The organism is Actinocorallia herbida (assembly GCF_003751225.1).
GTDB lineage: Bacteria > Actinomycetota > Actinomycetes > Streptosporangiales > Streptosporangiaceae > Actinocorallia > Actinocorallia herbida.
The window spans coordinates 7,375,985-7,394,233 of sequence record NZ_RJKE01000001.1; the positions used below are offsets into that span (position 1 = coordinate 7,375,985).

Below are 18,249 nucleotides of genomic sequence, written 5' to 3' on the forward strand. Positions count from 1 at the left end.
CCGCGGTGCCTCTCGCGAACGAGCGGATTCTCGCGCATGAGTTCCTGCCCGAGCTGTACGAGGACGACTACTTCCCCGACCCGCTCGTCGACAAGGGGAAGGCGATCCTGCTGCGGCTGTGCGAGCGGATCGAGCGGGAGCGGCCCGGGGACCTCGCCGCGCTCTATGTCCTCACCCACGCCGCGACCGAGGAGTTCAACGCGCTCGACCACGAGCTCCAGGCGGCGGACAGCGAGATCGAGACGATGGCGCGTGAGGAGATCAGCGAGGACGTCGCGTTCATCGCCACCGCCTACGGCTTTCCGGACGCCGATCGAGAAGAGCTCATCGCACCCCGCGACTGGTGACGCGCGCTCCCCCACCGCACCCCGCGGGGCGTCCCCGGCAGAACCCGGCGCGCGGTCGTCCGCAGAGCCCCGCGGATCATCCCCTGCGAAGCCCTTCGCGCACTTCCCCACGAAACCCGGCGCACGCTTCCCCGCGGAATCCCGGGGGAGATGGCGGGGCGACCAGACCTGGTCCGCGGAGGCCCGTCGGCTCGCCCGGCTCGGGTCACGGGCGAGGTCGCGGACCGGGGCGGGAGCCGGTCGGATCCGCGCGGGGTGGTGCAGCGCGGGGTGGTGCAGCGCGGGGTGGTGCAGCGCGGGGTGTGGGGCTCTTCAAGGGGCGGTGAGCAGGGACCAGAGGTGGCCGTCGGGGTCGGCGAAGGTGCCGGTGTAGCCCCAGGGAAGACGGGACGGCTCCACGATGACGCGGGCGCCGTGCGCGCGGGCGCGTTCGATGAGCGCGTCGACCTCGGCGTCGGTGGGCCGGGCGAGGGTGAAGACGCATTCGCTGCGGCCCGGCTCGGCCACCTCGTGGTCGCCGATGACCCAGCCGAAGCCGCCCGTGGGCACGAGCATGACCCGCAGCCCCGCGTTGACGGCGAACTCCAGCGGTTCGGGCACGCCGTCCTCGGCGGGCGGCCCGGGGGCGTCCCACCCGAGGACGTCCTGGTAGAAGCGGTAGGAGACGCCCCTGTCGGCGATCGGCAGCGCGGCGGTGACGACCCCGGCCCGGGTCGCGTGCGTGTTCTGTTCGGTCATGACTACCTCCCGTGTCCGTTCCGGCACCCCCATCATGCGGCACCGCACCGACATTTCCCGGCCGTCGCCCGCGATCTGTGGACAACCCGGTCCGCCTTCCACCGGTTCGCGAGAAAGGTCGTTCTCCGCCGGACGGTCAGTGCGGCAGGCGGCCGCTCCGGTACCGGGTGAAAAGGTAGTTGACCAGCCAGAGCGCGGCACCGATGACGATGAGGGTCGCGGCGCGGACATAGACCTCGGCGTCACGGCCGGTGAGCGGTGAGGCGAGCAGCAGGCAGACGATCGCCCCCAGCGCGGGCATCCACGACGGCGCACGGAAGTGGGCGTGCTCGACGGGATCGCGGCGCAGGAGCAGGACGCACACGTTGACCAGGGCGAAGACCAGCAGGAGCAGCAGCACCGTGGTGTCGGCGAGGCCCCCGACATCGCCGGTGCTGACCAGGACCACCGCGACCGCCACCGTGAACAGGATCGCGGTCCACGGCGTGGCGCGGACCGGCGCGACCTTGCCGAGCACCGACGGCACGATGCCTTCGCGGGCCATCCCGTAGACGAGGCGCGAGGCCATGATCATGTTGATGAGCGCGGTGTTGCCCACGGCGAGCAGCGCGATGAGCGCGAACAGCTTGGGCGGGAAGGACAGCCCGGCGACCTTGACGACCTCCAGCAGCGGACCCGTCGAGCTCTCCAGCGTCTTGGTGTCGACGAGCATCGTCGCGGTGAAGGCGACGGCCAGGTAGACGACCGCGGCGAAGACCAGGCCGCCGAACAGCGCGCGGGGGAAGTCGGCCTGCGGGTGCTTGGCCTCCTCGGCGAGGTTGACGGAGTCCTCGAAGCCCAGCAGCGCGTAGAACGCCAGCGCGGTGCCGCCGAGGACGCCGAGGATCGCGCCGTTCTGCGGGTGGAACTCCAGCGCGCGGGCCGGCTCGCCGTCCCCTTGGATGAGCGCCCAGATCCCGATCACGACGATGACGAGCAGCCCGAACGCCTCGATCGCGGTGAGCACGACGTTCACCTTGATGGACTCGGAGATGCCCGCGAGGTTCACCAGCGTCACCAGGGCGAGGAACGCCAGCGCCCCGACGATGACGGGCAGCGTGATGAACTCGGCGAGGTACCGCCCTCCGAAGGCGCGTGCCGCGGCGCTGGCGGAGGTGACGCCGCTCATCATCACGGTGAACGCCACCATGAACGTGACGAAGGGCAGCCCGAACGCCTTGTGCGTGTACAGCGCCGCGCCTGACGCCTTCGGGTACTTGCCCACCAGCTCGGCGTACGCCGTGGCCGTCAGCGACGCGAGGACGAACGCGACGAGGAACGGCAGCCAGATCGCTCCGCCGACCTCGCCCGCGACCTGTCCGACGAGGGCGTAGATGCCCGCGCCGAGGATGTCGCCCACGACGAAGAGCAGCAGCACCTTCCGCCCGATGACCCTCTTGAGCTCGGATTCCTCCGGCTGCCCGAGCACCGCTCTCGCCACGACCGCCCACCCCGTTCCGTACCCGTCCGACGACCCTCCGCATTGAGCCTATGCCGCGGCTCCGACATCCGCATGGGGAAGAACCGGGCGAGTACCGGCGGGATACGACGGACCCCGGCCGCACGTCGGGTCGGCGCGCCGCCGAGTCGAGAGGTTCGTCCCGGTTCGTCCAGGTCACCGGCCGCCCTGGATCGACGCCGCCACACCGCAGGAGCATCGAGGCCCTCCCGCGCGGTGCGCCTTCGGTCTTCACGAAACCACGCTCGGCGAATCCCTCCACGTCGACGGCCCTGGCCGCCTCCTCCCCTGGATCCGCCCCGTCAGCGGGCATCCGCGGGGTGGCGGGTACCGGAGCCGGGTCGCGCACTTTCGCCGAGGCCTGCGCCGGGCTCGGGGCGGGCGGCTCCGCGTCTATACGAGGGTCCGGACCGACGGCGAGACCGCCGGCCCGTCAGCGGCCGATGGGCAGGAGTCCGCCTATGCCTCGGGCGCCGGAAAACCAGATGACCCGGCCCGCGCGGGTGTCCTACCGTCGGAGGATGGACGTGACGTTCCGACGGACGGGTGAGCGCAGGTACGCGGTGATAGCCGAGCCGCCGGGGCGGCCCGCGCAGGCGATGGATCCGGCCCCCGGCTACGACGAGCAGATCCCGCACGACGCCGTCCACTACCTCGTGGAGGCGGAGCTGGGGCTGATGGGCGGGCTCTACGGGCGGATCGCGCGGGGCGGCGGAGAGCTGCCCATCGCCGTCCGCGACGGGGAGGACCCCAAGGCGCGGCGGCGGGCGATCCGCAGGCAGCAGCGCAAGCAGGCTTCGCTGCGCGCCCGGGACCACGCGAGCGGCGACGAGATGGGGCTCTCCGAGGATCTCGCGGCGGCCGTCGATCTCGCCTGGCGGCGGGCGCGCGGCGCCAGGCGTCCGGAGTGGGCCCCGCCACGCCCGGCGGACCCAGAGGTCGAGGCGCTGGTCCAGCGGTTGATGCCCGCGGTCGAGGCGTTCGCCGAGCGGTGGCGGGGGCTGCCGGTGGGCGGCGCGGTCACGTTCCGCTGGCCCGCGACGCGTCCGGAATCCGCGGGCTGACCTCGGCTGCGCCGTCGCCTCCGGCGGGACGCGGCGTGCGGCCGACGAGGAAGAGCCCGAGCAGGACGACGGCCGAGGCGGCGACGACGGTCGGGGTGATGGATTCGCCGAGGACGACCGCGGCCGCCGCGATGCCGAAGATCGGGACGAGGAGGCTGTAGGGGGCGACCCTCGCCACCCCGTGGTCGGCGAGCAGCCGGTTCCACAGGCCGAAGCCGAGGATGGTGGAGGCGTAGGCGATGAAGGCGACGGCCAGCAAGCTCGCCAAAGACAAGTGGGTGAGCGCGCGCACGGTGGCGTCCGTGCCTTCGATCGCCGCGGACAGGCCGAGCAGCGGCAGCGGCGGCACCAGGCTGGAGTAGGCGAGCAGGGACAGCGGGCGGCGCTCGCCGCTGCGGCGGACGATGATGTTGGCGCAGGCCCAGGACAGCGCGGCGCCGAGCGTCAGCAGCAGGACGGCCGGCGCGGCGTGCTCGCCCCGGTGCACGGCGAGCAGCAAGATCCCCGTCGAGGCGAGGGCGACGCCCGCGGCCTGGCCGGGCCGGACGCGCTCGCCGAGCACGGTCGCGGCGAGCAGCACCGAGAACAGCGCCTGGGCCTGGAGGACGAGGGAGGCGAGCCCGGCGGGCATGCCGTGCGCCATCGCGGTGAACAGCAGGCCGAACTTCGCGACGCCCAGGACGACGCCGTAGGCGATCACGTATCGCGCGGCCGAGGTCGGCCGGGGGACGAGGAAGACGAGCGGGATCGCGCCGGCGAGGAAGCGGAGCGCGGTGAGCAGGAGCGGGGGGACCTCGCGCAGACCGAGGTCGATGACGACGAAGTTGACGCCCCAGATCGCGGCGACGAGGACGGCGAGGGCACGGTGACGGTTGGACACGGCTCCAGCCTGCCGAGGCCAACATTTCAGGACAAGTTAAATTAACTTCAATGACTTTGTAGTATCACTTCATGGAACTCGACGCCCGGCGCCTCCGTGTCCTGCACACCGTCGCGGTCCGGGGCGGGGTGACCGCCGCGGCCGACACCTTGTGCGTCTCGCCTTCCGCGGTCAGCCAGCAGCTCTCCCTTCTGGAGCGGGAGGCGGGCTGCGACCTCGTGGAGCGGGTCGGCCGCGGCGTCGCGCTGACCCCGGCAGGACGAGCCCTCGCGTCGGCGGCCGAAGAGGTGCTGCACGCGCTCGACCGCGCGGAGGCCGCTCTGGCGGCGGCGCGCAAGGGGATCGGCGGAACCGTCCGGGTGAGCGCCTTCCCGAGCGCGGCCCGCGCCTTGGTCGCGCCCGCGGTGGCGCGTACGTTGCGCCGCCATCCGGACCTCGACGTGCGCGTCGGCGAGGGCGAGGACGGCCAGGGCCTCGCCGATCTGAGGCTCGCCGCCGTCGACGTTGTCATCGCGCAGGAGTACGACCACGTCCCGGTGGACTTCCCTACGGGACTCGTCCGGCACGCTCTCATTCGCGACCCCCTGCACCTCTGCGTACCGGCGTCGGGGCCGCTCGCGGGGGCGTCGTCGCTGGAGGACCTGCGTGACGCCCGGTGGATGGCGGCGGCGCCCGGCACCCCGTGCGGGGACTCCACCCGGCAGGCCTGCCATGACGCGGGCTTCTCCCCCGACGTACGCCACTCCGTCATGGACTTCGCCTTGGCCCTCGACCTCGTCGCCGAAGGTCTCGGCGTCGCGCTGATCCCCGGGCTGGGCCTGCGCGACCTTCCCGAGGGCGTCGTCACCGCGCCCACCGCGCACGCGCGGACGATCTACGCGCTGACCCGGGAGCCGGGCGTCGGCCCCGTCCGCCCGGCCGTCGCGGCGTTCCTCGGCGAGCTGCTGGGACGTCAGCCTTCGGCGGCCCGGGGGTCGGCCGGCAGGGCCCGTGCCGAGAACGAGGCGTAGCCGAGGGCCGCGGCCGTCGCGTAGAGGACCCCGGCGACTCCCAGGCCCGCCGCCAGGGCGCCCGCGGCCGACGGGATGACGAGCTGGCCGGTCCGGTTGCCGACCAGCCGCAGGGCCATCGCCCGGCCGCGCAGGCCCGGCGGGGACGCCTCAGCGAGCCAGGACATGGTGAGGGGCTGCCCTATGCCGAGCCCGAAGCCCGCGACGGCCATGACGGACAGCAGCGCCGGCAAGGGCAGGTCGAAGGGGAGGACGGCCATGGCCAGCCCGGAGGCCGCGGTGCTGGTGGTGAGCAGTACGCGGCGGCCGAGTCTGGCGGCCATGCGGCCGAGGAAGAACCGGGACCCCATGGACGCCAGCCCACGGACGGTGAGGAGCAGCCCGATGGTCCCGGATGCCAGGTCGCGTTCGGCGCCGAGCGCGGGCAGGTAGGCGAGGGTGATGTCGACGGCCGCGAGCACGATGCAGCTCGTCGTCAGCGCCCGTACGAGGCCCGGTAGCCGGACGAGTTCCGCGAACCCGCCTTCGTCGCCGGTCTCGGCCGCGGAGGCCGTCCTGCGGCTGTCGGGGAGGGCGAACGACAGGGCGACGAGCAGGGCCGCCGCGCCGACGCATGCGGCGAAGATCCGGTCCGTGTGCGGGATCTGCTGGTCGCCGCCGAACAGCAGGATCAAGGTGGGCCCGAGGGACTGCCCGAGCGAGGCGGCGAACGTGTAGTGCCCGAAAGCCGTGTCGTAGCCTGCGCGCGCAGAGGTGTTCGCCACGAGCGCCTGCTGGCCGACGACGCAGCCGAGGTGTCCTATCCCGAGCAGGACGCTCCCGCAGAGCAGCCCGCCGAGTCCGTCTCCCAGAAGGGTGAGCACCAGGGCGGCGGCCGCCGTGCACACGGCTCCGCCGAGCGCCACCCGCCGCTCCCCGATCCGGTCGGTGAGCTGCCCGACCGGGAGCGCGAGGACCAGCGGCGCGAAGGCGAAGCTCGCGGCGAGTACACCGAGGGCGGCAGCCGGTACGTCGAGTTCAAGCGCGCGGTACGACATCGTCGGCCGCAGCACGAACGTGATCAGCTGCACGAGCACCGCGTGCCCCAGCAGCACCGGCCCACCGCGCAGCCCCACCGAGCACTCCCCTACGCCGAACCACCGAACCGCCGCATCATCCCGCACCAACAGGACGAACACCGCATCAGCCCCGAACCACCCGACCACCGTCCCGGACCGCACGACCCGGTCACGTCAACCGGAGCCCTGCACCACACCGCGGAGCCCCGCGCCCGCGCGCAGGCCGCCCTGATCGTCCCGGGCCCTGCGGGCGCGGGAAAGCCGGGCACGCGCCGGTGGCCGGGGCGGTCAGGTCATGGCGGCCAGGCGGTGGGCTTCCAGGGCGAGGGCCAGTTCCACGACGTCGCGGGGGCGGTCGGGGGAGCGTCCGGTGAGCGCCTCGATGCGGCGGAGGCGGTTGAAGACGGTGTTGCGGTGGCAGTAGAGGACCGCCGCGGTCCGGGTGACCGAGCCGTCGCAGTCCAGGAGGGACGCGAGGGTGTGGAGCAGGGTGTCGCGCTCCGGGGCGTCCAGGGCGAGGACGGGGCCGAGCACCGCGCCGACGAGGCGCTGCGCGAGGTCGGGGCGGCTCACCGCGAGCGCGGCGGGCAGCCTCTCGTCGAGCCGGACGACCTCGGCGCCCCGGCAGGTGCGCAGTGCGGTCATGGCGAGCCTGCGGCCCTCGGAGAGGCCGAGGAGTCCTTCGAGGGGCGGGCTGACCCCCGCGGGTCCGGGCAGTTCCGGGGTGAGCGCCGCGAGGGCGGCGGCGGGGTCTGCGCCGTTCAGCCAGACGACGAGGATGTCCCCGTCGGTACGGGGCCGCCGCAGCACGCGCAGGGCGCCGAGCCGGGCGGGCGGGCAAGACGGCGAGGTGGCTTCCGGACGGCAGGCGACGACCAGGTAGCCGCCGTATTGGGGCACCCCGAGAGCACCGGCGGCCTCCCGCACCACGTCGGTGTCCGCCCTGCCTTCCAGCAGGGCGTCGAGCAGGGCCTCGGCGCGTTCGGCGCTGCGCCTGCTCAGTTCGGCCTCGCGGCGGCGGTAGGCGGTGACCGCGGCGATCGCCTGCCGGTCGACGCCCTGCCAGACGCGTCCGGCCGAGTGCAGGATGGCGACCGCGGCGTCCGGGTGCTCGCGGGCGACCACCTCGGCCATGGTGTCCCAGGTGATCTGGGTGGCCAGGCGGTAGCCGCGGAGCATCGAGTCCAAGGGCACGCCCTGCTCGGCGCGGCGGGCGGCGGTGGCCGACGCGATGGCGACGTCCCGGCGCTCGGTGCGCTCCTGGTACATCGCGGCGACGCCCGCGGCGAAGCTCCGCTCCATGTCGCCGCGGAGATCCGCCTCGGGAAGCACCCGGTAGGCGTCCTCATCGACGCGCAGGGCGGTGAGCAGCCTCCCCGCCATGTCGGGGACCCGATCCATCAACCGGCCCGCGACGCGCCGCATGAGCACGGCGCCGTCCTGGTCCGTCTTCGAGGCACCCGGCAAGGCCCCACCCCCACCAGCGAGCGGTTTCAACGTCAAACGCACGTTATCGGATGAATGTGCGTTTGCACACACTTGCCGAGTTCTTCCCCCTGGTCCCTTGTGCACCCGCCACCACTTCGACTCCCGGTCTGGACGTCCGGCGGCCGGGCCGGTTTGTGTGAGCCATCGCACATTCACCGGGAGGACACCGAATGGACGCAGCCGCCAAGCTGCCGCCCGACCGCACCGGAGCACCACCCCACGGCGCCCCCGGCCTGCGCGTCCACGAACTGGAGGTCGCCTACGGGCGGGTCCGGTCCCTCCGCGGGGTCTCCCTGGAGGCCCCGCAGGGCTCGGTCGTCGCCGTCCTCGGCGCGAACGGCGCCGGCAAGACCACCCTCCTGCGGGCCGTCTCCGGCACCCTGCGCTATCACAAGGGCGCGATCACCGGGGGGTCCGTCGAGTTCGCGGGCGCCCCGCTGACCGGCCTCGACGCCGCCGCCGTCGTCGCGCGCGGGGTCACCCAGGCACCCGAGGGCCGCCGGATCTTCGGCCGGATGACCGTCGCGGAGAACCTCCGCGCAGGCGCCCTCGGCGGCGCGAGCCGCAAGGCCACGGCCGAAGCGCGCGCGCGAGTCCTCGACCTTTTCCCCGTGCTCGCCGAACGCGCGAGCCAGCGGGCCGGCCTCCTGTCGGGCGGTGAGCAGCAGATGCTCGCCATCGGCCGCGCGCTCATGGCCCGGCCCTCGCTGCTGCTGCTGGACGAGCCGACCCTCGGCCTCGCCCCGCTCATGCAGCAGAAGATCGCGGCGACCATCACCGAGATCAACGCCCAGGGCACCACGGTCCTGCTCGTCGAGCAGAACGCCGCGACGGCCCTCGCCCTCGCCTCCCACGCCTACGTGCTCGAGGTCGGCGAGGTGGCGATGAACGGTCCCGCGGCCGATCTCGCCGCCAGCGACGAGGTGCGCCGCCGCTACCTCGGCGAAGGCGACGCGGACGAGGCCGCCGAGGCCGACACCGCGCCCCGCCCCGTCCTGACGAGGTGGGCCGGATGAAGCTCCCCGAGCCGTCCACGCCCCGGCTGCACGTCGAGGACGTCACCGTCCGGTTCGCCGGACTCGTCGCCCTGGACGCGGTCAGCTTCACCGTCGAGCCCGGCTCCGTCCACGCCGTCATCGGCCCGAACGGCGCGGGCAAGTCCACCTGCTTCAACGTCCTGTCCGGCGTCTACCGGGCCACCTCCGGCAGCGTCCGCTTCGGCGACGCCGAGCTCACCAGGCTGCCCACGCACAGGATCGCGGCGCTCGGCGTGGCCCGCACGTTCCAGAACATCGCGCTGTCCCAGCACCTGCCCGTCGCGGCGAACCTCATGCTCGGAAGGCACCGGCTCACCCGTGCCGGATTCGTCTCGGCCGGGCTGCGGCTGCCGCACGCGCGCCGTGAGCGCGCCGCGCACGCCGCGCGGGTCGCCGAGATCGCCGCGTTCACCGGGATCGCCGACCGGCTGCACGAGCCCGTCGGACTGCTGCCCTACGGCGTGCAGAAGCGGGTGGAGCTGGCGCGCGCCTTGTGCATGGAGCCGCGGCTGCTGCTGCTCGACGAGCCCGTCGCGGGCATGAACGGCGGCGAGCGCGTCGAGATGGCCCGGCTCATCTCGGCCATCCGAGAGGACCTCGGCATCTCTCTCATCCTGGTCGAACACGACATGGGGATGGTGATGCGGCTCGCCGACGCCGTCACCGTCCTGGACTTCGGGAAGCGCATCGCCGACGGCGCCCCCGCCGACGTGCAGCGCGACCCCGAGGTCATCCGCGCCTACCTGGGCGCGGCCGCCGACGACTCTGCGCCGCTCAAGGAGGAAACGGCGTGACGCACTTCGCCGAACTGCTGCTGACCGGGATCTCGATGGGCTCGGTCTACGCGCTCATCGCCCTCGGCTTCGTCATCATCTTCAAGGCCAGCGAGGTCGTGAACTTCGCGCACGCCTCGCTGCTGCTCATCGGCGGGTTCCTGATCGCCGAGCTGCACGGCAGGATCGGGTTCTGGCCCGCGCTGCTGGCCGGGGCCGCGGGCGCCGCGCTCGCCGCCGCGTTCGTGGAGTTCGCGATCATCCGCAGATCGCGGGCGGCCAACCACAGCGTGCTCGCGATCGTGACCATCGGCGTCGACATCATCCTCGCCACCGAGCTGACCCGCAGGATCGGCACCCAGGTGATGGCGATGGGCGACCCGTGGGGCGACGCGGTCGTCCACTTCGGCGAGGTGTCGATCCCCGAGACCCGCCTCGTCGCGCTGATCGTCGCCGGCTGCCTCATCGGCACGTTCCTGCTCGCCTTCAAGTACACCGGGTGGGGCGTGGCCATGCGGGCCTCGGCCGAGGACCAGGAGGCCGCCGCGCTCATGGGCGTCCGGCTCGGCCGGATCTCGCTCAGCGCCTGGGCCGTCGCCGGGGCGCTCGCCGCCGTCGCGGCGCTCTTCCTCACCGTGTTCCCCACCCCCGGACTCGACCGGACGACCGGGATGATCGCGCTGAAGGCCTTCCCCGCCGCGATCCTCGGCGGCCTCGACTCCACCACCGGCGCGCTCGTCGGCGGTCTGATCATCGGCGTCACCGAGGCGCTGATGAGCGGCTACCAGGGCGAGATGGGCTCGCTCGGCAGGGGCCTCGGCGACGTCGCGCCCTTCCTGGTGATGATCATCGTGCTGCTGATCCGCCCGGCGGGACTCTTCGGGACGAGGGAGCTGACCCGTGTCTGATTCCCGCAACGCGCGGCTGTTCCGCCTGGCCCTGTGGGCCGCCGCGGGCGCCGCCGCGGTCCTGATCCCCTTCTACCTCGACGGGTTCTGGCTCATGGCCGGGCTGTTCGCCATGTCGGCGGCGGTCGGCGCGATCGGCCTCAACCTCCTCACCGGCGCGACGGGCCAGCTGTCCATGGGACACGCGTTCTTCCTCGCGGTCGGCGCCTACACCTACGTGTACCTGTCGTCGGAGTCCGACGACCACCTCGCCGGGCTCGGCCTGCCGACCGGCGTCGCCGCGATCGGCGCGATCCTCGCGGCGGGCCTGGCCGGGGGCCTGTTCAGCCCGATCTCCGCGCGGCTCAAGGGCGCCTACCTCGGCATCGCCACCTTCGCGCTGATCTTCCTCGGCCAGTACCTGATGCACGGCGCCGAGGCCGTCACCGGCGGGTACAACGGCCGGGCGGTCCCGCCGCTCACCCTGTTCGGGTTCTCCTTCGCCGACACCCCCGAGCTCATCGTCCTGGGCATCCCGTTCGGCGCCCTGGAACGGCTCTGGTACCTCGCCGTCCTCGTCCTGATCGCGGCGGCCTGGTTCGCCAAGGGCGTCCTGACGGGCAGGCCGGGCCTCGCCATGAACACCATCCGCGACCACGAGACCGCCGCGGGCGTCATGGGCGTCCCGGTGTCCCGGTACCGGGCGGGCGTGTTCGTCCTGTCGTCGATGTACGCGGGGCTCGCGGGGGTCCTGCTGGCCCTGGTCTTCCAGCGGACGGTCCCCGACTACTTCGGCATCGTCCTCGCCCTCGACTACCTGGCCATGATCGTCATCGGCGGTCTCGGGTCCGTCGGCGGCGCGGTGCTCGGCGCCTTCCTCGTCACGCTCCTCCCCCAACTGCTCACCCGGTACAGCGACTCGCTCCCGCTGGTCGCCCAGCCCGGCACGAGCGGCGGATTCTCCCCGGCCGAGGCCGCGCGGATCCTCTACGGGTCCGTCGTGGTCGCCGTCGTCCTGTTCCTGCCCGCGGGACTGCTGGGGCTCGCCCAGCGCGTCCGCCAGCGCCTCCCGGGCGGTCTCCCCCACCCCTCCACCCCCTCTAGGAGTGCTCCTTGAGCAGGTTCCGTCTCCGTGCCGGCGTCGTGGGCGCCGTGATCCTCGCGCTCGCCGCGACCTCGTGCGCCAGTGACAAGGCGGTCGACGGCGAGGCGGCCGTCGGCGCCGACGGCGTCAAGCACGGCCCCGGCGTCACCGACGACACCATCACCGTCGGCATGATCACCGACCTGACCGGGCCGTACGCGCCCCTCGGCAAGAGCATCAGCCAGGCAGGCCGGCTCTACTTCGAGGAGGTCAACGCCGCCGGAGGCATCTGCGGCCGCAAGGTCGAACCGCTCGTGCGCGACATGTCCTACGACGTCCAGAAGACGGTGAGCGCCTACACCGAGCTCGAGCCGAAGGTCGCGGCGCTGCCGCAGTTCATCGGCTCGGCGACGGTCGCCTCGGTCCGCGACAAGCTCGAGGCGAGCGGTCCGCTGACCCTCGCGCTGGCCTGGGCGCCGAGCATCCTCGGCGCGCAGTCCATCCAGATGACGGGCACGACGTACGCGGTCGACGTCGTCAACGGCGTGGACTTCCTGGTCAAGGAGCGCGGCCTCAAGGCGGGCGACAAGATCGGCCACATCTACGTCGAGGGCGACTACGGCGACGACTCCCTGGCCGGGTCGAAGTACGCGGCCGAGAAGCTCGGCATGACGGTCGTCGAGCAGAAGGTCAAGGCGACCGACGCCGACATGAGCTCGCAGGTGTCGACGATGGAGGAGGCCGGCGTCAAGGCGGTCATCCTGTCGATCGCGCCGAAGCAGACCGCCTCCTTCGTGGGCGTCGCGGCCACCACGGGCCTCAAGGTCCCGATGCTGGGCAGCAACTCGGCGTTCGCGCCGCAGCTGCTGGCGACCCCGGCGGGCCCGGCCCTGCTCGGCGACTTCTACGTGCTCCAGGCGTCCAGCCCGCTCAGCGCGGACCTGCCGATCATGAAGAAGATCATCGACGGCTACAAGGCGAAGTACCCGCAGGACGGCCTCGACAACGGCGTCATGGCCGGTTACACCGGCTCGATGGTCATCGGCGACGCGCTGAAGAAGGCCTGCGAGAACAAGGACCTCAGCCGCGCGGGCATCATCTCCGCGCACCGCTCCCAGAAGGCCTGGGACGGCGGATTCGGCTCCACCTACGACTTCAGCGACCCGAGCCAGCCGCCGACCCGCAGCACGTTCATCCTCAAGCCCGACGCCGACGCGCTGGGCGGTCTGAAGATCCACAAGGACCGCTTCACCGCCGATCTCGCCGCGTCCTACCCGGTCACCGCGAGCTGATCTCACCCGCTACGAGGCCGGTCCCCTGGGGGGCCGGCCTTCGGCGTAGAACGGAACGGGAGGGGAAGGGGAGGAATGGGAGGTTTGTCCACTTTCTAGGGGGCAGGCGATGGTGGCGATCCGGGCACGGGAGCGCACACGGGCCGACGGGGTGGCCCGGGTGTCGCCCACCGACGCGGCGCTGATCTGCGGGACCGTGCTGGTACCGCTGGTCGCCCGCGGTCTGCTCGCGCGGTGGCCGCTCATGGTGGACCTCGGGGATCTGGTGGACGCCGACCGGGTGTCGGTGCGGGTTCTGCGGCGTATGCGGGCCAAATACGGCAGGGGCCGGGTGCTGCTGCTGCGGCTGCCGAAGCGGCGGCTCGCGCTCGTCCTGGACGCCGAAGGGGTGCGACGGGTCCTGGAAGGCGAGCCTGAGCCTTTCACCGTCGCCAACCTGGAGAAGCGGCACGCCGTAGGGAGGTTCCAGCCCAAGGGGGTGCTCGTCTCGTCCGGGCCTGAGCGCAGGGCCCGCCGCCTGTTCAACGAAGAGGTGCTCGACACCGGCCGGGGGCTGCCCCGGCAGGCCGAGACGTTCGCACGCGTCGCCCGCGAGGAGGCCGCGGTCCTGCTGGAGTTCGCCAAGGAGCGCGGCGAACTGCGCTGGGACGAGATGCGCGTGTCCTGGGCGCGGGTGCTGCGCCGGATCGTCCTCGGGGACAAGGCACGCGACGACCACGCCGTCACCGACACCCTGTTCAGGCTGCGCCGAGAAGCCAACTGGGGATACGCGCCGCGCAGCGAGCGCACGTACAAGGAGTTCAGGGGAAGGCTCGAAGCGCACCTGCGCCGGGCGGACGAAGGCAGCCTCGCCGCCGTGGTCGCGCGCACCCCGTACGGCCCGGAGACCGCGCCCTACGACCAGGTGCCCCAGTGGCTGTTCGCCTTCGACTCCGCCGGACTCGTCCTGTTCCGCGCGCTCGCGCTGCTCGCCTCGCACCCCGTGCACGAGGCCCGCGCGCGCACGGCGATCGAACAGGACCCGGTCGCCCTCGGGTATGTGCGGGCGTGCGTCCTTGAGTCGGTGCGGCTGTGGCCGACCACCCCGGCGATCCTCCGCGACGCCACCCGGGACGTCGCCTGGGGCGGGGACGTCCTCCCGGGAGGGACCGGCGTGCTCATCCCCGCGGTGTTCACCCAGCGCGACTCCGAGGCCCTGCCCTACGCCGACGCCTTCACGCCCGACGTGTGGCTCGACGGGACGGCCGGGGCCGACTGGTCGGTGGTCCCGTTCAGCGGCGGTCCCGCGGCCTGTCCGGGCCAGGACGTGGTCATGCTCGCCTCCACCGTCTTCCTCGCCTCCCTGCTCGCGGGCGGCGTGTTCCGGCAGACCGGAGGTCGAAGGCCGACGCCCGAACTGCCGCTGCCCGGAAGCCTCAGCCCGTACCGGCTGAGATTCTCCGTCGGCGGGCCCTGAGGAGGCGTCCGCCGGTGCCCGCGACCGCACGACCCGCGCCCCGTGACGGAGACGACCGCCACGAGACCGAGAGCGCGCGCCTGGACCGCAACTACGAGGAACTGCTCCAGGAGCTGCGGGTGGCGCAGACCGGAGTGCAGATCCTCTTCGCGTTCCTGCTCACGCTGCCCTTCCAGTACGGCTTCACCAAGACGTCCGGGCTGGACCGTACGGTCTTCATCCTCACGCTGCTCTGCGCGACGGTCGCCACGGCCCTGCTGATAGCGCCCGTGGGCTTCCACCGCAGGGTCTTCCGCCAGGGCCGTAAGGGCGATCTCGTCCACGCGGCCTCGTCTTTCGCGCTCGCCGGACTCGCCGCCCTCGCCTTGGCGATGTCCGGCGCCCTGTTCGTCGTCACCGACGTCGTCCTCGGCCTCGGCTGGGCCGCGGGCCTGGCCGCCGCCGCCTTCGCCGTGCTGATCTTCTTCTGGTACTTCGCCCCGGTCTTCTGGGGTCGCCGGCGCGCGCGGACGGGGCCGGGCGATCAGTCCTCCGCGGACGGCGGCCGCGGAGGGTAGCGGCGCGGCCTCTCCTTGCGCTCGTCGAGCGGCGGCTGCGGCGAAGACGTCGTCTCCGCGACGCGTTCGGCGTCCGCCTGGTCCAGTTCCTCCGGCGGGACTCCCTGGGCGAGGCCGCGCGCGACGCGGCGGGCGGCCTTCTCGGATTCCTGCTCGGGCTCCGGTTCCGGCGGCGGCTCCGGTTCGACCTTGGTCCCCATGTCTTCCCCCTCCGCGCGCCGGATCGTCCGGCGCGCCCCTCATTACCGACCTTCCCCATCGGAAGCCACCGAACATCTGCAGATCACCCCTATCGCCGGCACTTCTCGGGGTAGGGCCTTGACGGAAGCAGACGACAGAAGGAGGCGGCATGCCCCGTCAGGACTGGAGCGACAAGCGGGAACGGCAGTACGAGCACATCAAGGAGTCCGAGCGGAAGCAGGGACGCGGCGAGCGGCGCGCCGAGGAGATCGCGGCCCGCACGGTGAACAAGAACCGCGCCCAGGCGGGCGAGGCCAAGACGTCGAGCAGGCTGTCCCGCGAGGACACCTCGCCGCAGAAGCGCGGCGGGCAGCGCTCTGGGACGAACCGGGAGAAGGGCCGCACCAAGGACCAGCTCTACGCCGAGGCCAAGAAGAAGGGCGTCGAGGGCAGGTCGAAAATGACCAAGGCCGAGCTCAAGAAGGCGCTCGGCGCCTCGGATTAGCGCCCAGGCCAGAAGTTCCCGGCGCGTGGACAAAAGGGTGCCAAATCAGTGGCCTCGCGGGTTCACGGTGGGGAAAGGTCTCGTCCGGCTGTCCAGGTTTGGTGGCTGATCTCCCCTGACTTGAAAGATCTCCTGGTTCAGTCGAATCCGTCAGGCAGCACAGCAGCCACAACGAAGGGGACGTCCATGGGCTTCGTGACGATGCGCGATGGAGCCGAGATCTTCTACAACGACTGGGGCACCGGCCAGCCCGTCGTGTTCATCCATGGCTGGCCGCTCAACGGCGACGCCTGGCAGGACCAGATGAAGGTGGTGGCCGAGAACGGATTCCGCGGCATCGCGCACGACCGGCGCGGCCACGGCAGATCCACCCAGACGTGGAAGGGCTACGACTTCGACACCTTCGCCGACGACCTGGCCCAGCTCATCGAGGCCCTGGACCTCCGCGACGTCGTCCTCGTCGCGCACTCCATGGGCGGCGGCGAGCTCGCCCGCTACATCGGCCGCCACGGCACGGGACGCGTCGGCAAGGCGGTCCTGCTGTCGGCGATCCCGCCGCTGATGCTGCAGAGCTCCGACAACCCCGAGGGCGTCCCGAACAAGGTGTTCGACGACATCAAGCGCGGCATCCTCGAAGAGCGCTCGCAGTTCTGGAAGGACACGTCCGAAGGCTTCTTCAGCGCCAACCGCCCGCACAACCGGGTGACGCAAGGCAACCGGGACGCCTTCTGGTACATGGCGATGCAGGAGAGCATCAAGGCCGGCGTCGACTGCGTCACCGCCTTCGCCGAGACGGACTTCACCGAGGACCTGAAGAAGTTCGACATCCCGACGCTCATCGTGCACGGCGACGACGACCAGGTCGTCCCGATCGACGCGACCGCCCGCAAGTCGGCGAAGCTCATCCCGAACGCCGAGCTCAAGGTCTACCCGGGCGGCTCCCACGGCATCGCCCTGGTCCCCGGTGACAAGGAGAAGTTCAACCAGGACCTCCTGGACTTCCTGCGCGGCTGAACCCGCGGCGACGAGGCGGGGCTCTCTCCGGGCCCCGTCTTCGCCTTGCCGGAGGCGCCCGGGCAGGCCCGCCCCGCCCGCCGGAGGCCGAGCGCCGCGAGGTCCACCGCGCCGGCCATGGCCCGCTCCCCGCCTCGTCGAGGGCGGCCGCAGGACTCCGCTTCCCCTTGAGGCGGCGCAGGACCGGTAGCGGACAGCGGAGGCCCTGTCGGGGTGCCGGGGGCGACGGTACAACGACGGGATGAGGATCTTCCGGAGGGCCACCGCCCTGTTCGTCACGGCAGGGCTGGTCTCGGCGGGGTTCACGGCGCCGGCACGGGCCGAGGAGCGGCGGACGGGGCCGGGGGCGGTCGTGGCCGCCGAGCGGCTGAAAAGGGAGCTGTGGCTGCCGGAGGCGGGGGCGGCCAAGCGGTTCCGGTACTGGACCCGGGACTCCCGCGGCCGGGCCGCGGTGAGCAGCGGAATGCTGCACCTGCCCAAGGGCGAGGCGCCCGAGGGCGGGTGGCCCGTCGTCGCCTGGGCGCACGGCACGGTAGGGATCGGCGACGGCTGCGCGCCCTCACGGACGGGCTTCTCCGAGCGGGACGTGCGCTACCTGTCGCGCTGGCTCGGCGAGGGCTACGCGATCGTCGCGACGGACTACGCCGGGCTCGGCACCAAGGGCGTCGCGGCCTACGTCGACGGGCCGAGCGAGGCCGAGAACGTCGCGGACTCCGTCCGGGCCGCCCGCGCGATCGTCCCGTCGCTCGCCCGCAAGTGGGTGGTGGTCGGCCAGTCCCAGGGCGGGCACGCGGCGATGTTCACGCTGCACGCGGCGGCCGGGCACGCCCCCGAACTCGACTTCCGGGGCGGGGTCGCCACCGGCGTCTCGGCCAACCTGGAGAACCTCGTCCCGCTCGCCGGACCGTACCTCCCGGACCTCCCCCTGCACGGCCTGACGACCTACTTCTCCTACGTGATGGCCGCGCTGCGCGCGAACCGGCCCGACCTGGAGATCGACAGGTTCCTCACCCCGCGCGGCAAGGCCGTCATGGCCGACGCCCTGCGCCTGTGCTACCCGGAGCTGTCGGCCGAGATCAAGGCCGATGGGATCGGCATCGGCGACATCCTCTCCCGCCGGCTCGTCGACAGGCGCCTCATCCAGGCCCTCCGGGAATCCCTGGCCATCCCCGTGAAGGGCTACCCGCGGCCCTTCTACGTCGCCCACGGGGCGCGCGACACCGACGTCCCGGCGCTGCTGGTGCTGAAGCTCGCCGCGGACCTGCGCCGGAACGGCGCCCCGGTGACCTTCAAGCTCTACCCGGGCGCCGACCACAGCGGGAACATGTTCGCCTCGCTGCCGGACACGCTGCCGTTCGTCCGCGGCCTGCTGCGGGGCTGA

Annotated in this window: 19 protein-coding genes; 13 read left to right on the plus strand and 6 right to left on the minus strand. The window is 72.5% G+C overall.

All coding sequences use genetic code 11. The features are described from left to right. Positions 1-5: 5 nt before the first annotated feature. A complete protein-coding gene (locus EDD29_RS33660; protein WP_123668300.1) occupies positions 6-347 on the plus strand; it encodes a DUF5713 family protein in 342 nt (113 codons plus the stop codon). A gap of 312 nt (positions 348-659) precedes the next feature. Here EDD29_RS33660 and EDD29_RS33665 read toward each other — a convergent pair whose 3' ends face one another. After that, complete coding sequence (locus EDD29_RS33665) at positions 660-1,085, minus strand: VOC family protein (protein WP_123668301.1); 426 nt, start codon at positions 1,083-1,085, stop codon at positions 660-662. A gap of 136 nt (positions 1,086-1,221) precedes the next feature. Next, entirely contained in the window at positions 1,222-2,565 is a 1,344-nt protein-coding gene (locus EDD29_RS33670; RefSeq protein WP_211360084.1) for an APC family permease, read from the minus strand. A 539-nt stretch (positions 2,566-3,104) separates the two neighbouring features. On the opposite strand from EDD29_RS33670, the gene EDD29_RS33675 reads away from it, so the two are divergent. Further along, positions 3,105-3,647, plus strand: coding sequence for a hypothetical protein (locus tag EDD29_RS33675; RefSeq protein ID WP_148086181.1), 543 nt, complete (start codon positions 3,105-3,107; stop codon positions 3,645-3,647). Here EDD29_RS33675 and EDD29_RS33680 read toward each other — a convergent pair. After that, positions 3,604-4,527 (minus strand): EamA family transporter, encoded by a 924-nt coding sequence (locus EDD29_RS33680; RefSeq protein ID WP_123668304.1) that lies wholly within the window; start codon positions 4,525-4,527, stop codon positions 3,604-3,606. The genes EDD29_RS33675 and EDD29_RS33680 overlap by 44 nt on opposite strands. A 71-nt stretch (positions 4,528-4,598) precedes the next feature. On the opposite strand from EDD29_RS33680, the gene EDD29_RS33685 reads away from it, so the two are divergent. After that, positions 4,599-5,537: a LysR family transcriptional regulator gene (locus EDD29_RS33685; RefSeq protein WP_123668305.1), complete on the plus strand. Its 939-nt coding sequence runs from the start codon at positions 4,599-4,601 to the stop codon at positions 5,535-5,537. On the opposite strand, the gene EDD29_RS33690 is transcribed toward EDD29_RS33685, so the two are convergent. Together EDD29_RS33690 and EDD29_RS33695 are read right to left on the minus strand one after the other, a co-directional pair. Further along, a complete protein-coding gene (locus EDD29_RS33690) occupies positions 5,480-6,652 on the minus strand; it encodes an MFS transporter (protein WP_211360085.1) in 1,173 nt (390 codons plus the stop codon). The genes EDD29_RS33685 and EDD29_RS33690 overlap by 58 nt on opposite strands. A 231-nt stretch (positions 6,653-6,883) precedes the next feature. Further along, the gene (locus EDD29_RS33695; protein ID WP_246053135.1) at positions 6,884-8,062 is read right to left on the minus strand and encodes a PucR family transcriptional regulator; all 1,179 of its coding nucleotides are present in this window, start codon (positions 8,060-8,062) and stop codon (positions 6,884-6,886) included. A 191-nt stretch (positions 8,063-8,253) separates the two neighbouring features. Between EDD29_RS33695 and EDD29_RS33700 the strand changes: the two genes are divergently transcribed. The 7 genes from EDD29_RS33700 to EDD29_RS33730 all read left to right on the plus strand — a co-directional run bounded on the left by EDD29_RS33700 (position 8,254) and on the right by EDD29_RS33730 (position 15,169). Next, the gene (locus EDD29_RS33700; RefSeq protein ID WP_123668306.1) at positions 8,254-9,099 is read left to right on the plus strand and encodes an ABC transporter ATP-binding protein; all 846 of its coding nucleotides are present in this window, start codon (positions 8,254-8,256) and stop codon (positions 9,097-9,099) included. After that, positions 9,096-9,914: an ABC transporter ATP-binding protein gene (locus tag EDD29_RS33705; RefSeq protein WP_123668307.1), complete on the plus strand. Its 819-nt coding sequence runs from the start codon at positions 9,096-9,098 to the stop codon at positions 9,912-9,914. Before EDD29_RS33700 ends, EDD29_RS33705 begins: the two co-directional genes overlap by 4 nt. Beyond that, positions 9,911-10,801, plus strand: coding sequence for a branched-chain amino acid ABC transporter permease (locus EDD29_RS33710; protein ID WP_123668308.1), 891 nt, complete (start codon positions 9,911-9,913; stop codon positions 10,799-10,801). Before EDD29_RS33705 ends, EDD29_RS33710 begins: the two co-directional genes overlap by 4 nt. Then, positions 10,794-11,897 carry a branched-chain amino acid ABC transporter permease gene (locus EDD29_RS33715; protein WP_246053136.1) on the plus strand — a complete coding sequence of 368 codons (1,104 nt, stop codon included), beginning with the start codon at positions 10,794-10,796 and terminating at the stop codon, positions 11,895-11,897. Before EDD29_RS33710 ends, EDD29_RS33715 begins: the two co-directional genes overlap by 8 nt. After that, positions 11,894-13,156, plus strand: a complete 1,263-nt coding sequence (locus EDD29_RS33720; RefSeq protein ID WP_123668309.1) for an ABC transporter substrate-binding protein — start codon at positions 11,894-11,896, stop codon at positions 13,154-13,156. Before EDD29_RS33715 ends, EDD29_RS33720 begins: the two co-directional genes overlap by 4 nt. 109 nt (positions 13,157-13,265) lie before the next feature. Further along, positions 13,266-14,612: a cytochrome P450 gene (locus EDD29_RS33725; RefSeq protein ID WP_123668310.1), complete on the plus strand. Its 1,347-nt coding sequence runs from the start codon at positions 13,266-13,268 to the stop codon at positions 14,610-14,612. A gap of 14 nt (positions 14,613-14,626) precedes the next feature. After that, entirely contained in the window at positions 14,627-15,169 is a 543-nt protein-coding gene (locus tag EDD29_RS33730; RefSeq protein WP_211360086.1) for a DUF6328 family protein, read from the plus strand. On the opposite strand, the gene EDD29_RS33735 is transcribed toward EDD29_RS33730, so the two are convergent. After that, positions 15,136-15,369, minus strand: a complete 234-nt coding sequence (locus EDD29_RS33735; protein ID WP_123668311.1) for a hypothetical protein — start codon at positions 15,367-15,369, stop codon at positions 15,136-15,138. The two genes, EDD29_RS33730 and EDD29_RS33735, sit on opposite strands and share 34 nt — an antisense overlap. 149 nt (positions 15,370-15,518) lie before the next feature. Here EDD29_RS33735 and EDD29_RS33740 point away from each other — a divergent pair, with 149 nt between their 5' ends. The 3 genes from EDD29_RS33740 to EDD29_RS33750 all read left to right on the plus strand — a co-directional run bounded on the left by EDD29_RS33740 (position 15,519) and on the right by EDD29_RS33750 (position 18,249). Further along, positions 15,519-15,854: a plasmid stabilization protein gene (locus tag EDD29_RS33740; protein WP_123668312.1), complete on the plus strand. Its 336-nt coding sequence runs from the start codon at positions 15,519-15,521 to the stop codon at positions 15,852-15,854. Positions 15,855-16,040: 186 nt separating this feature from the next. Then, positions 16,041-16,868: an alpha/beta fold hydrolase gene (locus EDD29_RS33745; RefSeq protein WP_123668313.1), complete on the plus strand. Its 828-nt coding sequence runs from the start codon at positions 16,041-16,043 to the stop codon at positions 16,866-16,868. Between the two features lie 241 nt (positions 16,869-17,109). Continuing rightward, a complete protein-coding gene (locus EDD29_RS33750; protein ID WP_123668314.1) occupies positions 17,110-18,249 on the plus strand; it encodes an alpha/beta hydrolase family protein in 1,140 nt (379 codons plus the stop codon).

Coding starts and splice junctions, on each gene's coding strand:
- EDD29_RS33735 (WP_123668311.1), bottom strand. CDS start 15,369: ATGGGGACCAAGGTCGAACCGGAGCCGCCGCCGGAACCGGAGCCCGAG.
- EDD29_RS33665 (WP_123668301.1), bottom strand. CDS start 1,085: ATGACCGAACAGAACACGCACGCGACCCGGGCCGGGGTCGTCACCGCC.
- EDD29_RS33685 (WP_123668305.1), top strand. CDS start 4,599: ATGGAACTCGACGCCCGGCGCCTCCGTGTCCTGCACACCGTCGCGGTC.
- EDD29_RS33705 (WP_123668307.1), top strand. CDS start 9,096: ATGAAGCTCCCCGAGCCGTCCACGCCCCGGCTGCACGTCGAGGACGTC.
- EDD29_RS33745 (WP_123668313.1), top strand. CDS start 16,041: ATGGGCTTCGTGACGATGCGCGATGGAGCCGAGATCTTCTACAACGAC.
- EDD29_RS33700 (WP_123668306.1), top strand. CDS start 8,254: ATGGACGCAGCCGCCAAGCTGCCGCCCGACCGCACCGGAGCACCACCC.
- EDD29_RS33750 (WP_123668314.1), top strand. CDS start 17,110: ATGAGGATCTTCCGGAGGGCCACCGCCCTGTTCGTCACGGCAGGGCTG.
- EDD29_RS33725 (WP_123668310.1), top strand. CDS start 13,266: ATGGTGGCGATCCGGGCACGGGAGCGCACACGGGCCGACGGGGTGGCC.
- EDD29_RS33675 (WP_148086181.1), top strand. CDS start 3,105: ATGGACGTGACGTTCCGACGGACGGGTGAGCGCAGGTACGCGGTGATA.
- EDD29_RS33740 (WP_123668312.1), top strand. CDS start 15,519: ATGCCCCGTCAGGACTGGAGCGACAAGCGGGAACGGCAGTACGAGCAC.